Origin of the sequence: Aeromonas cavernicola (assembly GCF_002795305.1) — a bacterium.
Classification (GTDB): Bacteria; Pseudomonadota; Gammaproteobacteria; order Enterobacterales; family Aeromonadaceae; genus Aeromonas; species Aeromonas cavernicola.
Genome location: NZ_PGGC01000197.1, coordinates 1 through 11,991 on the forward strand (window position 1 = coordinate 1; position 11,991 = coordinate 11,991).

The 11,991-nt window shown below is 58.0% G+C and carries 8 protein-coding genes; 2 read left to right on the forward strand and 6 right to left on the reverse strand.

The window, feature by feature from the left end; genetic code table 11:
* Positions 1–208: 208 nt before the first annotated feature.
* From cas6f to cas3f, 5 genes are read right to left on the reverse strand one after another with little or no spacing between them, the layout of a single operon-like run.
* Positions 209–760 carry a type I-F CRISPR-associated endoribonuclease Cas6/Csy4 gene (cas6f, locus tag CUC53_RS17260; protein WP_100295267.1) on the reverse strand — a complete coding sequence of 184 codons (552 nt, stop codon included), beginning with the start codon at positions 758–760 and terminating at the stop codon, positions 209–211.
* A gap of 9 nt (positions 761–769) precedes the next feature.
* The gene (gene csy3, locus CUC53_RS17265; protein ID WP_100295268.1) at positions 770–1,801 is read right to left on the reverse strand and encodes a type I-F CRISPR-associated protein Csy3; all 1,032 of its coding nucleotides are present in this window, start codon (positions 1,799–1,801) and stop codon (positions 770–772) included.
* A 14-nt stretch (positions 1,802–1,815) separates the two neighbouring features.
* Positions 1,816–2,805: a type I-F CRISPR-associated protein Csy2 gene (gene csy2, locus CUC53_RS17270; RefSeq protein ID WP_167386792.1), complete on the reverse strand. Its 990-nt coding sequence runs from the start codon at positions 2,803–2,805 to the stop codon at positions 1,816–1,818.
* A gap of 2 nt (positions 2,806–2,807) precedes the next feature.
* Positions 2,808–4,028: a type I-F CRISPR-associated protein Csy1 gene (csy1, locus tag CUC53_RS17275; protein ID WP_100295269.1), complete on the reverse strand. Its 1,221-nt coding sequence runs from the start codon at positions 4,026–4,028 to the stop codon at positions 2,808–2,810.
* A gap of 19 nt (positions 4,029–4,047) precedes the next feature.
* The gene (gene cas3f / locus CUC53_RS17280; protein WP_236757961.1) at positions 4,048–7,140 is read right to left on the reverse strand and encodes a type I-F CRISPR-associated helicase Cas3f; all 3,093 of its coding nucleotides are present in this window, start codon (positions 7,138–7,140) and stop codon (positions 4,048–4,050) included.
* Positions 7,141–7,661: 521 nt separating this feature from the next.
* Here cas3f and CUC53_RS17285 point away from each other — a divergent pair.
* Positions 7,662–9,023, forward strand: coding sequence for an exo-beta-N-acetylmuramidase NamZ family protein (locus tag CUC53_RS17285; protein WP_100295271.1), 1,362 nt, complete (start codon positions 7,662–7,664; stop codon positions 9,021–9,023).
* Positions 9,024–9,190: 167 nt separating this feature from the next.
* The gene (locus tag CUC53_RS17290) at positions 9,191–11,233 is read left to right on the forward strand and encodes a glycoside hydrolase family 3 protein (protein ID WP_201796791.1); all 2,043 of its coding nucleotides are present in this window, start codon (positions 9,191–9,193) and stop codon (positions 11,231–11,233) included.
* A 340-nt stretch (positions 11,234–11,573) separates the two neighbouring features.
* Here CUC53_RS17290 and CUC53_RS19630 read toward each other — a convergent pair whose 3' ends face one another.
* Positions 11,574–11,762, reverse strand: coding sequence for a YqhA family protein (locus CUC53_RS19630; RefSeq protein WP_236757962.1), 189 nt, complete (start codon positions 11,760–11,762; stop codon positions 11,574–11,576).
* Positions 11,763–11,991: the final 229 nt, after the last annotated feature.

An 11,991-nucleotide genomic window follows, 5' to 3' on the forward strand; every position in this document is an offset into this window, starting at 1 on the left:
TGCCTGTGCGGCAGCGAGGGTCAGGCCATTGCGCCAGACGTTACCCGACTTTTTCTAAGCTGCCTGTGCGGCAGCGAGGTGTTGCAAACTAGCACTATCTTACTGATTGTTAAAGATCTCTGCCCCGATGGCGGGCAATACCCTTTTTTAGCGAGGGCGTAGCCATCATATAAAAATCAATATGTTAGCTACGCCCCGCTAAAAAGGGTCAAAACCAAGGGATGGTTGCGGTGGGGCTCAGTCCGTAGGCGTTAAATAGCCCCGCAATAGGTTGGTCGAGCAAGGGGCCGTGCTCGATATACAGGCGCATCCGGCTGCCGGTCGAGAGGCTATGCAGCTCGGCATAGGGCAGTGTCATGCTCTTTTGTTGGGTATCAGGAATCCGAGCCTGCGCCTCTTCTTCCGTCAGCCAGCCTTTGCCAATCGAGCGGCGCCGCTTGTTGTGGGCACTTTTAGCCTGCACCCGTTTGACCGTGCGAAAACGGGGGTGATCAGGCACCTGAGCCGGCTCACCTAAGTGGATATAGTCGCGCATCCCTTGCAGCCAGTTCACTTCGGTCAGGTTCAGCAAATCAGCTAAGGCGCCGTGCAGCCGCAGGCGATCCCCCAGGGTGCGCTGGTGAGCGGGAAAACTGACCCCCACCCGCCCCTGAGTCAGCGCAGGGAGCACCCGATGCAGCTTGGCATAGAGGGCATTGAGCAGATCGACCTGACCAAACTCAGGATCGGGCAAGACCCGGATATCGAGGTAGTGATCCATCGCGGCTCCTTAACCTGCTTCGCCAAAGACACCGCCACGGATCAAGGTAGCGATCACATAGTGCTGCTGCTCAATGGAGGGCTGTTTGTCTTTGAGCATCCAGTCATCGAGCAGGTTGTAAAAATCCACTTTTGCTTTGGGTTGGCGATAAGCGGTGCCCCTGCTGGTGACTGAGCCGTAGGGCTCCACCGCAATCGGGCCCAGCTCACTGGCGTCGGGATACCAGGTGTCGATGGTGCGCAGGGCGTTGCCAATCTTTTGCGAGTGCATGGCGGCAATGCCCGCCACCTGATAGAGGTATTTGCTCTTTTTGCCCTGTTTATTGCCACTTTGGTCCAGCACCAGCTCTTGGGAGGGGAACACCTCTTGGCCTGCGCCGAGCCGCACGAATGCCTCGACGTTAAGCAGCGCAAAGCTGTTGCCAAGCAGCCCTTGACGGATCACCTCGCTCAGTTCGGCCAGCGCCCCTTGCGGGGTCGCAAACTGGCGCAAGTTAAAGCTGAGTCCATCGAAGACCCACTGTTGTTTGCTGGTCCCCTCTTCCAATTGGCTGATCCGCACTTCTACCGCTTCGGCGCCCACCCGGTTGCGCCACAGAAAGCGGCCATTGGCGAGGTTTTCGGCATAACGGGCCGCCAGTTGATGGAACTGGTGCTCGCGCACATAGTCACCGATCTTTTCGCTCAATACCGCCTGATAGGCCTGATCGTTACAGGCCGAGGGCTGCGCCAGATTGCCCAGCACCCGCAAGGTAAAGCTGACCCGCAAGGTGTCGGCGTTAAAGGGGAGCGTCGCCACATCGACCCGCTGCAAGTTGGGGTTTTGGATTTCGTTGTCAAGCTTGGTGGAATCCTCTGCCGTGGCCTTTTTGAGGCGGTTGGAGATGGTGCCGCGCACGGCTTTCTCTTGCAGGGTGATGGGGAGCCAAGCGGCTGGGTTGTCGCGCTGTTGCCAATCGCCGCTAAACAGTTGGCCATCGGAGTTGGCGAGCTTGCGCTCAAAGGCCAAGACGGAGGCGGTTTTGATGGTTGCTGTTGCCATGATGGGGTTCCTTGTTAAAAAAGATCGCTTGCTAAAACGGATTCTGTGTCGCTGTCATCTTCATCCAGCTCAGAGGCTTGATAGCGATTCTCACAGAGGTAATAGGGCTCCTGATAGCGATAGCGCCATAACAGGGCGTCGAGATCATCAATACGGTGGGGGCTGACCCACTGCCCTAGGGTGTAGATGGACTCCACAAACCGAAACGGGGTCTCTTGGTCGCGGCTGCTGGGGACGCTGCCGGGATCATGGATCGGCGAGATCTCCTGATAGCCCACGGCCAGTGGCACCAGATAACCGCTCTCTGGCTTGGCAACCCGCTGCCAGCTGACCTCCTCCTTCTCATCGCGCTGGGCTCGGTGGCGCAGGGTGACGAAGTCGAGCAGGCTGTCGAGCAGTTCACCGTCGGGCTCGGCCACCAGCCGCTGCTGGTGGTGCTTGCTCAGCAGATCATGGCGGCAGACCAACGCAAAGCCCGGCAGCAGGCTCATGCGCAGCCGAAATAACGCCGCCTCATCATAGGCCTCGCGCCACTGCACCTTGCCGATGGCAAGCAGGGTACCCCCCGCGACCCGCAGGGTCGGGATAGTGCGGGCAAACCACTGGTGCAGCGTGGCAATACGAAGATCTAGGGAATCCCCATCCTGGCCACTACCGCTGGGCAGGTCATCGGCATTGAAGTGGCACTCGATCAGCAGGCTGATGTCGAGGTGCATCCGCCCCTCTTCGTTAAAAGGGGCGGTATTGCCTTCGTGGGTTAAGGGGTTGCGGGTCAGGGCAAAGACCTGTTCGCCACGCCCGCCGACGGGGTGGCTGTGCACGTCAACCTGATGGGCGATCACGGCGCAGCCCCCCAGCGTCAGGCCATAGTCCCGCGCAAGGCGGCGCGACAGGGCGTGGGTAAACCCAAGAAAGTGGCTGATGGCTGGGAAACCGTAAGTGAGGCCGCTGATGGCATTGGCATTTTCCACCTTGAGGTGGTGCAGCAACAGGGTCGATTTCATGCTTATGCCTCCCAATCCAGTTGCAGCAAGCGCAGCTCTTGGGCCAGCTCACGCGCCCAGACACGCAGGTCGATGTCGCCGACATGGGTCAACTGCGGTTGCAGTTGCTTATTGAGCCAACGGCCAAATGCCATCCCGATCCCGTCGCCCCATTGTGCAGGTGCGGTTGGGCACCCTCGATCAAGCCAGTAGCAAAAGGATTGATCTAAGGGAGAAGCGAGGTGGTGACTCCAACCTGCTGGGAGGGTGCGCAGCTCCTTAGCGTAACGGTGCAGCTCGCCTCGTAACCGCCCGACCAGCTTGGCGCGAGCTTGTTTGATCTCATGGTTATTGGCGACCTCCCCTACCGAGCGGAGAAAGTCGACCAGTTTGCGGGTGGTGGCACGCACCCGATAGCCATAGTGCCGCCAGAAATGCTCCTCGCTCTGTGGCACCGTGAGGCCCGCTTGCCATGAGGGGGGCTGGCAGCTCAAGAGATAGGCACGGCCATAACGTTTGCTGTTCAGCAGCGAGACGTTCTGCGGCTTGGTGCCGCCAAAGTGCTGCTGGGCTAGGTTGGGAAAATAGACGTCCGCTTGCGCAGAAAAGTCGTTTTTGCGGCGCGCCTCGCGGGTGGCCTTCGCCTCGTCACTGAAACGGGCCTGATCGATACGTTGATGCAGGGCATGGCAAAGAGCGCTGGCAAACAGCGGGCTGAGCAGGTGGTAGCCCTGATCCAGCGGAAAGTAGCTCTGCTTGGCCAAGCTGTGGCTGATCACTTCGCCTCCGGTCAATGCCTGTGACAGGCCATCGCACCAAGCATCCAGCTGTTCCGGCTCTTTGGTGAAGGGGGATAACGGCGCGGTATCGCCATGCTGGATCCGATCCACCAGCCGTTTGCCGTCCGCCTCCAGCAGCAATAGATTGGCCACATCGAGCGCCGCCGCGTTACCGATCACATCAATGGCTGGCGCGGTCAGGCTGCTGGTTGAGAGATATGTCGCCCGCTTTTCGTTTGTTCCTCCCTCTCCTCTTTCTTCTCTCTCTTTTCCAGCGACCCACGCCCCCACCCCTTTGGCATCGCCATGGGTAAATTTGGGGGCATGGGTCACCAGCGTGATCTGTTTGGCCCGTTTGGCGGCATCATCCAACCAGTCGGCCTTGGTCGGCCATTTGTCTGGCTTGGCCGCTTGCCTGCCCGAGATATAGTCATCGATGGCCGATGACAGACTGTGTTCGCTCATATCATCTCTCCTTAACTCCTTAAAATTCCTGATAAATGCCAAACAACGGATCGTAGTGCCAGCGGTTGGTCTGGCTCTTCACTCTCTCCAGCCGGATCTCGGTAAAGGTGCGCGATAGCTTGGCGGCATCCCACCCTAGCTGCTCAGCCAGCACCTTGAGCAAGGGGGCCGGTTGGTTATCCAGCCAAGGCTCGACTCGCTCGGCTGGCACAAATTGCACGCGGAAAAAGTTCCCCTGCTCAACCAAGGTGGGCTCGCCTTTTTCCTCCAACCGATGAAACAGCAGCGGGTCATCCTCCTCTGGCTGATAGAGGACAAAGCCGTCATCAGGGCGGGATGCCCGAAAGGGGGTTTGTCGTTGCATCTCGCCCGCCCAATCAATGGGAGCTTGCCACCAGCTAACCGCAGCGGGGGGTGTCCGCTCTTTAGCAAACAAAGAGACCGCCAGATGATCATGCTCAAGTGCGACCAGATTGGTGTATGGCCCTTTTTTCTGGCTTGGTGGCATCTCAATCGCAGGCGCTGAACCTATCCACCGATACTGATCTTCACGTAAACAGGCCGTCATATCTGGGCTGGCGAGTTGAAATTCTTTCGCTTCAAACCCCGGTTTACAGTACGCCGGGGATCTTCCCTGTAATGCCTTGGCATTGCGGTTGAGGATCAACAGATTAGGGCGGGTCGGCGAGCATTTGCGGTGGCGCTGAATACGGCCAGCCAGCTGGATCAGCGAGCGCATTGAGCTCGGTTCGGCAATGGCCCAGTCGTAATCATGATCGCGGCCAATTTCGGCCACCGGTGAAGCAAAGACCACAAACAGGTGGTGGGTCTCTGGCAGGGTGAGTGCCCGCTGCACCGCGGGGTGCTGCCAGATCGCCTCTTCCTGATGGCGAGTGAGCAGGGCATCGAGCTGCTGCTCCATCTGCGAGCGCACCAACAGCGGGTGATGGCTGTGGTAGACACAAAAGTGAATGCGGGTATCCGGTGGCGGCGTTTGCGCCAGCACCTGCTGGGCCACGGCCACCAAGGGGTTGATGTTGGCCATCCGCACCAGACCGACCGAGAGGCATTTGCCGCTGGCATGAGACTGCTGGTGATCTCGATGCAGCGCCAAGATGCCCTGCCCAATGGCGTCGGCCATCCCTTGTGCCACCTCATCGCCACGTTGGCCCGAGCTGCTCACCGGCCAGAGGGCGCCATGGCGCAAGGGTCTGAAATCCGCCAACTTGGCCAGACGGGCAGTGACAAACGCCTGATGGCGCAGCTTGAAGGCGGCCTGATCCGCCAGATCGTGCTGGGCAACCCCGAACTCATCAAACCAGCCACAACAGATGGGGGGCATCGCGCCGGGTTCGCCACAGGCGCGGTGGTAATGTCTGCGTCCGGCGTGATAGGCGGCAAACAGGGCGTTGACCAGCGCAGGCGGCAACGTGGCCGATGAGAGCAGCACTCGGCTGCCCAACATGCCAGCCCAGTTGACCAAGCGGCAGAGGGCGGGCAGATCGTCCAGCCCGAAGTCATCGGGCTCATCGAGCACTAGATCCGAGGTAAGCAGGCGCAACATGGGGGCAATCTGCTTGCCACCCCGGGTGCCTTCAGTCGCTGGGATCAGGTGGTCGATGGTGCTCACCAGCACTGGGGCGCTAATCAGCTCATGCAACGCGCGGGATTGCTTAAGCCAACGGCGCAGCGGGCCAGCATCGAGGGCGCCGTCGTAGCGCACATAGAGGTTGTTATCGAGCAGAGGGTCGGCGGATGCTGAGCCGGTGCTGGATTCCGCTTGTGCTTCATGGGTATGCAGCTCATGCAGCTGCTGCACCGCTGCCGAGCCGATCAGCACTGCCAAATCCTTGCTAGTGAGCTTGAGTCTGGCTTGCAAGGCGTCCCCTGTTTGCAGGGTTAAGGTGCGCAGGCCCAGCGCCACGCTAAAGCGACAGCCCTGTTTTTCATCGGCCAGCCCATACATGATGCGGGCATTGGCAAAGGTTTTGCCGCAGCCGGTCGACGCCATATTAACCCCGAAAAAGCCTTGCTGTTGCGAGCGGTGCGCCAGCGTTCTGGCCAGATCAAACGCCTGGTCTTGCCAGCGAAACGCCTCGTCTTGGCTGCGCTGCTTAACGCCTTGGTGACATGTAATGGCAGGGAGATGAGGGCGCAGCTGCGGCAGGCGCTTGGCCAGTAGATAGGCATGGTGGCCGACGCCAATATTGTGTTCATCCAATGCTTGCTTGAGCGTGCCGGTTGCGCGGTCGGTATTGGCATAGGCCCGATAAGCACGGTCTTGCCACTTTTCGGTGATGGCACCTGCCGAATAAGTGTGATCAGCCAGCATCAAACACAAGCGGGCCAGATGGCTGGTAAAGCGGTCTGCTAGCCACTCCCCGCCTTGCCACAGGGAGGGGCACTGGAGCGCCCGCAGTGCCAATTGATTGGCCTTGCGGCACCAGGTGTGGCTAGCCAGCGGCGTGCCGTGGGGGAAGTGCCACAGCTGTTGCCATGCCTGCTCATCCCAGTGCTCATCGCGGCATTGAGGGGAGTTCCAGCTGCTATTAAAGCGCCCGGAATCTATCGTTAACTTGGCCAGCGGCGGCGAATCGACGGCTTGCTCATGGCGCTTGTCAAACTGTGGCAGCCGATGGTGCGAGACAATAAGCCAGCCGACCATGCGCGCGATGGACGGCAACGCGGCAAAGGGATTGGCGCCGGTGGGCTGAGCTTTGCGCTCGGCCCGGCTCAACAGGCTCGCCATCGCCTTTTCCTCGTCGGCTGGGAGCAGGGCCGAGAGCGCCGTCAGCCACTGTTGGTCATCTCGGCCATCCACAAAGGCGGCAAAGATCCGCAAAGAGACCCACTCATGGCGCAGCGGCTCGCTCAGTTCGCACCGCTTGCCGCTGAGCTTATCCTGAAAGAGTTGATTGGCTTTGCCGACATCGTGAAACAGCCCTGCGATCCCTGCCAGCAGGGCCATCGCTTCACCCGTGTGCCAGCGGTTTTCATCCTGACGGAGCAACATAGTGCGCTCGGTGGGATTGGTCGGCACCGCTCCCTGTTCATTGAAACCACGGGGATTGCCGACCATCGAGCAGCGCTCAGTGGGTCGTGACGCTTTCATAGCTGAACCTCTCAATCTGCCCCTCTTTAAATCAATGACCCCACCCTCACCGCCCTGTGGGGGTCGGTCTCTTTGCTCGACTAGCGACGTATGACGACGGCCGATGGTATCAATCGAGGAGTGTTAAAACGTGGTCAGACTTCACAAATAGCGCGCTGTCACGGGCTCAGGCTGGGGAGCAAAGGGGGGCAAAGGCCATGCCGCGCAGGCTTGCGCTCCCTGCTCGCATACGGGATGGCGGCACTTCAGCACTGGGCGGGCGAGGATGGCGAGAGAGCTGTAAGAATTTTCCTATTTTCAAACGACGCCGCCGAAATAATAATTTATGCGACATAGACATCACATTTGAAATCAAAAATCGGAAAGGATAGTCACTCCCCGACCATCGTCGTGGCAGCGCAACCGTGACCATGCAACAACGGTAGCAACAAGTAGCAACATAACCACGCAACGAAAGGGAGCGATGACCATGGCACCCATCCATCATCTGCTCTCGGTTGTCGACAACAAGGAGCAATATGATGAAACGTCTGTTTATCCTCCCGCTTTTGCTAGGCGTGCTGACCGGATGCCAAGAGAGCGACAACACCGCATCCACCGCAGACCGCCCAGCGCTCAAGCTCGGCATCGATCAACCGGAACGCTATGGCCCGTTGCTGCGCAATAAACGGGTCGGGTTGATCGTCAATCAAAGTTCTCGTGATAGCCAAGGCCGACACACCATAGAAAAACTGCTCAGCGAGCAGGCGCAATATGGCTTTACGGTGACCACCCTGTTTTCGGTGGAGCACGGCCTGCGCGGTAATGAAGAGGCAGGCGCTGGCGATAACGACGGCGTTGACCCTCAGACCGGGCTCCCAGTTGTGACCCTGTATGGCCGAGATGCCGCCGGCAAGAGCAATGCGCACCCCAGCGCTGAGGAGCTGGCCAATATCGACATCCTGATTTACGACCTACAGGACGTCGGCGTACGCTTTTTCACCTATACCATCTCGATGCACAAAGCCATGGAGAGCATCCAGGCCAATGGCAAGGCATTTATGGTACTGGATCGCCCTAATCCCAATGGCGACAGCATCTATGGCCCATTGTTACAACGGGAGAATGTCTCCGGCATTGGGATGCACCCGATCCCGATGGCCCATGGCCTCACCTCTGCTGAATTTGCCGCCATGATCGCCGGGCAAGGCTGGCTTAATGGGGTAGAAAATGGTGATGATGGCTGGGATAAATTTGGCCAATCCCAATACCAGCTACCCGCCGCAGATCTTCATCTGATTGCTATGCAGGGGTATCGGCACGATCGCCCTTACTCTTTGCCGGTACGCCCCTCCCCCAATTTGCGCACCGACATGGCGGTTCGTCTGTACCCATCGCTAGCGCTATTTGAAGCAACCAGCGTCAATATGGGGCGGGGCTCTGACTATCCCCATGAGCAGGTAGGCTTTCCTGATCCCGCCTTGCGGGTCAATACCGACTATCAGGTGGATAGCTCGTTGACGGCATTTGGCTGGCCGCAAGGTGGCGAGCGGGTATATGGCGAAAGCTTTCGCCAAGCGCTGACGGGGATCGCGCCGCAAGCGCAAACTCCGTCGATCCGGCCACTGGTGCGATGGTGGTTCAAGATGCAGCAAGCGGGCTATCAAGACGCGGTTGAATACAGCCAAGAGCGAAACTACCTCGACTATGCCAAGAGCCACTTCATTATTCGCCCACTCTGGCTGGCCAAATTAGTGGGTAACCGCCAGCTCCTCACTCAATTACAGCAAGCCAGTGCCGATGGGCTCACGCCGGATGAGACGGTCACCTTGATCGAAACCAGTTGGCAGGCAGAGCGCAATCAGTACCTGAACATGCGCCAAGCCTATTTGCTTTATCGCTAAGAGGATCTAACTCAAAGGGAGCCGATTCGCCCCATCATGGTATCGTTTGCAACCCAACGATCAGCCTAAGCGCCTACTTCGTGAGGCGCTTAGGCCAGACTTCGCGTCATGCTCGTTTCGATCACTCGAATTAACGACTCGTATCAATCACACGCACGAGGAATAACATGATCTATTCAGCAAAACCGCTGCTGGCGTTACTTGCCACCAGCGTATTGACCCTCACGGCCTGTAACGACAGCAACAACACCTCACCCGATGAGCAGGCTCGCCAGCTCACCCAAGGGATGACATTGGAGCAAAAAATCGCGCAAAAAATGATGGTCGCGTTTCGTTACTGGTGTGATGACAGTCAACCCGATTGCACCACCCCGATGACCGAGATTAACCCGACCATTCAAGAGATCATCTCTCAGGACAACATTGGTGGGGTGATCTTGTTTGCCAACAACCTCGCCAATACCGAGCAAGTCACCACCCTGACCTGGCAACTGCAACAAGCGGTCGCGCAGCAAGAGCGCGTCGGGCTCTTTATCGGGATCGATCAAGAAGGGGGTAACGTGGTGCGGCTGCCTCGCACCCAAGCCACTAACTTTCCGGGAAATATGGCACTCGCGGCCGCCACCCAAGCCAATCCCACCCGCCTCGACCTGGCCTATCGCCAGGGCCAAATTCAGGCAGATGAAGTCCACGCCGTTGGCTTTAACGTTAACTTCGCCCCAGTGGTTGATGTTCAGTCCAATCCGCTCAACCCAGTGATCAATGTGCGCGCCTACAGTGACGACCCCACCCGCGTGTCAGCCTTGGCCAGCCAAGTGGCGAAAGGCATGGCCAATCGCAATGTGATCGCCACCTTTAAACACTTTCCTGGCCATGGTGACACCCAAAGCGACTCACATTTCGGCCTGCCCGTGGTGAGCCGCTCTGCCGCAGAGGCTTATCAGATAGACCTTGCGCCCTATCAGCAGGCCATCAGGCAAGGCGATGCACCCGATATGATCATGTCTGCTCATATCCAATATCCCGCGCTGGATGCCAGCCTAGTCACCTCATCAAAAACCGGGGAGAGCATGATCACCCCCGCCACGCTGTCGCGCAAAATCATTCACGAGGTGTTGCGCCAGCAGTTAGGCTATCGCGGCATAGTGATTACCGATGCCCTTGATATGCAGGGTATTTCGAGCTTCTTCCAAGAGCAGGATGCGGTTATTAAAGCGTTTCAAGCTGGGGTGGATATTGCCTTGATGCCAACGGAAGTGCGCACCAGTGCCCAGCGGCAAAAGCTCACCGATCTCATTGCCGGGGTCGCCAAAGCGGTGCGCAATGGTGACCTGGCGGAGCAAGAGATCACCGAGTCAGTCGAGCGGATCATGTTAACCAAGCTCAAGCGCAATCTGATTAACCAACGCGGCCAAGGTGATTTAACGAGCGCCCTACGTCACGCCACCACCACCTTGGGTAACAGCGCCAACAAGGCCGTTGAGCAGGCCATCACCGACGCATCCATCACATTATTGAAAAACGAGCAGAGCAATGCCGCGCCGCTGTTGCCAATGAGTGCTGCTGAGTTTGGTAAAACCTACCTGCTGACGCCTTGGCAAGAGCAATATAACGGTCTGAGCACGGCATTAGCGGCGGAAGGGATTACCGTCACTGGCAGCACCTTGGCCCAAAGCCGCTGGGACAGCATTAAAAAGAGCATCGAGCAGAGCGATACCTTGGTGATGGCGACGCTCTCAACTGGGATTAGCCCCGTTGAAAAGGATGGCGTGCCCATTCTTCCCAAACTGGCCCCACAGCTTGCTCGTGCCGAGTTCAATGGCAACAGCGGCTCACTGGTGTTTAATAGCAGCGAGACCCCTCCCCACCCCCTCGCCCGCCAAGCACGTTTGACAACCAATGAAGAGGCACAATTAACCTACAATGCCCTGCGTTATGCGCGCTCACTGGGTAAGCAAACCATCGCCCTGTCGCTAAGAGCACCTTATGACGCGATCAATTACGATGACGTCAGCGACGTGATCATCGCCTCTTACAACTATTTTGGCTTTGAGAATGGCTGGCGCAGCCTCACCCTTCCTACCATCACTGAGATCATGCTTGGCAAAAAAGCCCCGCAAGGCAAACTGCCGGTGAACGTGTATCAGCTCGATGAGCAGGGCCAATTAGGTAACATCCGCTACCCACGGGGCTTTGGTTTATCCTATTAACCCCCCGCTTGCCCTGACTACGGGGGTCTGCGCACAGGGGGGCTCTAGCCACGGGGAACCCTCCCCGCCCTCGTGGTTACCGCCTTCATAGTCACCGCACTCATGGTCACAGCCCTGTGCTGGCAGTGGCAGGCGGTCGCGGGCAACTCCCGCATCCCCCATCACGACCAAGCCCAAGCCAAGTAATGGCTTGGGCTTTTCATCTGGCAGTGAGGCAAGGTGAGCCCCTATTTACCGGGCAATTTATCCAGATAACCCATGGCAAAGGCAAAGAGCACAAAGGTGATGTGGATCAGCAGATACCACGGGATGTTGTCGTTGGGCCGATTCTCGGCATTCATCAACACCTGAGAAAGTGAATTGACGAGATGGCGACGATAGAAACGGCAACCTTGTTCTTTAATGAGCCCACATCGAGCTTGCCAAGCCACACCCGTTTGTCGCCCTCATCCCCCACATCAAGGCGCGCAACGAAGTTCTCATAGCCGGAAAACATCACCATCACGATCAGCGGAAAAGAGATGAGCAACAGCCTATGGCTGGCATCTGTCTATGGTATTGGCTCACATAGCAGACCGTCATTTACACCGTTTCTGTCACGGTATAGTGGCGCTCGACATTGCCGGTCATTGCCCCCCAGCGGGAGGATTTGACTCTGGCCTGATGTGCTTGAAACGCTGCCTGATCAACAAACACTTCATAGACATCGAATCGGCAGGGATTGAGTGGGTGTTGCGTTACCGCAAAGGTCAGGCAGC

Bases quoted from the DNA above. Each gene is read 5' to 3' on its own strand.
- cas6f (WP_100295267.1), bottom strand. From the start codon at position 760: ATGGATCACTACCTCGATATCCGGGTCTTGCCCGATCCTGAGTTTGGT.
- csy3 (WP_100295268.1), bottom strand. From the start codon at position 1,801: ATGGCAACAGCAACCATCAAAACCGCCTCCGTCTTGGCCTTTGAGCGC.
- csy2 (WP_167386792.1), bottom strand. From the start codon at position 2,805: ATGAAATCGACCCTGTTGCTGCACCACCTCAAGGTGGAAAATGCCAAT.
- csy1 (WP_100295269.1), bottom strand. From the start codon at position 4,028: ATGAGCGAACACAGTCTGTCATCGGCCATCGATGACTATATCTCGGGC.
- cas3f (WP_236757961.1), bottom strand. From the start codon at position 7,140: ATGAAAGCGTCACGACCCACTGAGCGCTGCTCGATGGTCGGCAATCCC.
- CUC53_RS17285 (WP_100295271.1), top strand. From the start codon at position 7,662: ATGAAACGTCTGTTTATCCTCCCGCTTTTGCTAGGCGTGCTGACCGGA.
- CUC53_RS17290 (WP_201796791.1), top strand. From the start codon at position 9,191: ATGATCTATTCAGCAAAACCGCTGCTGGCGTTACTTGCCACCAGCGTA.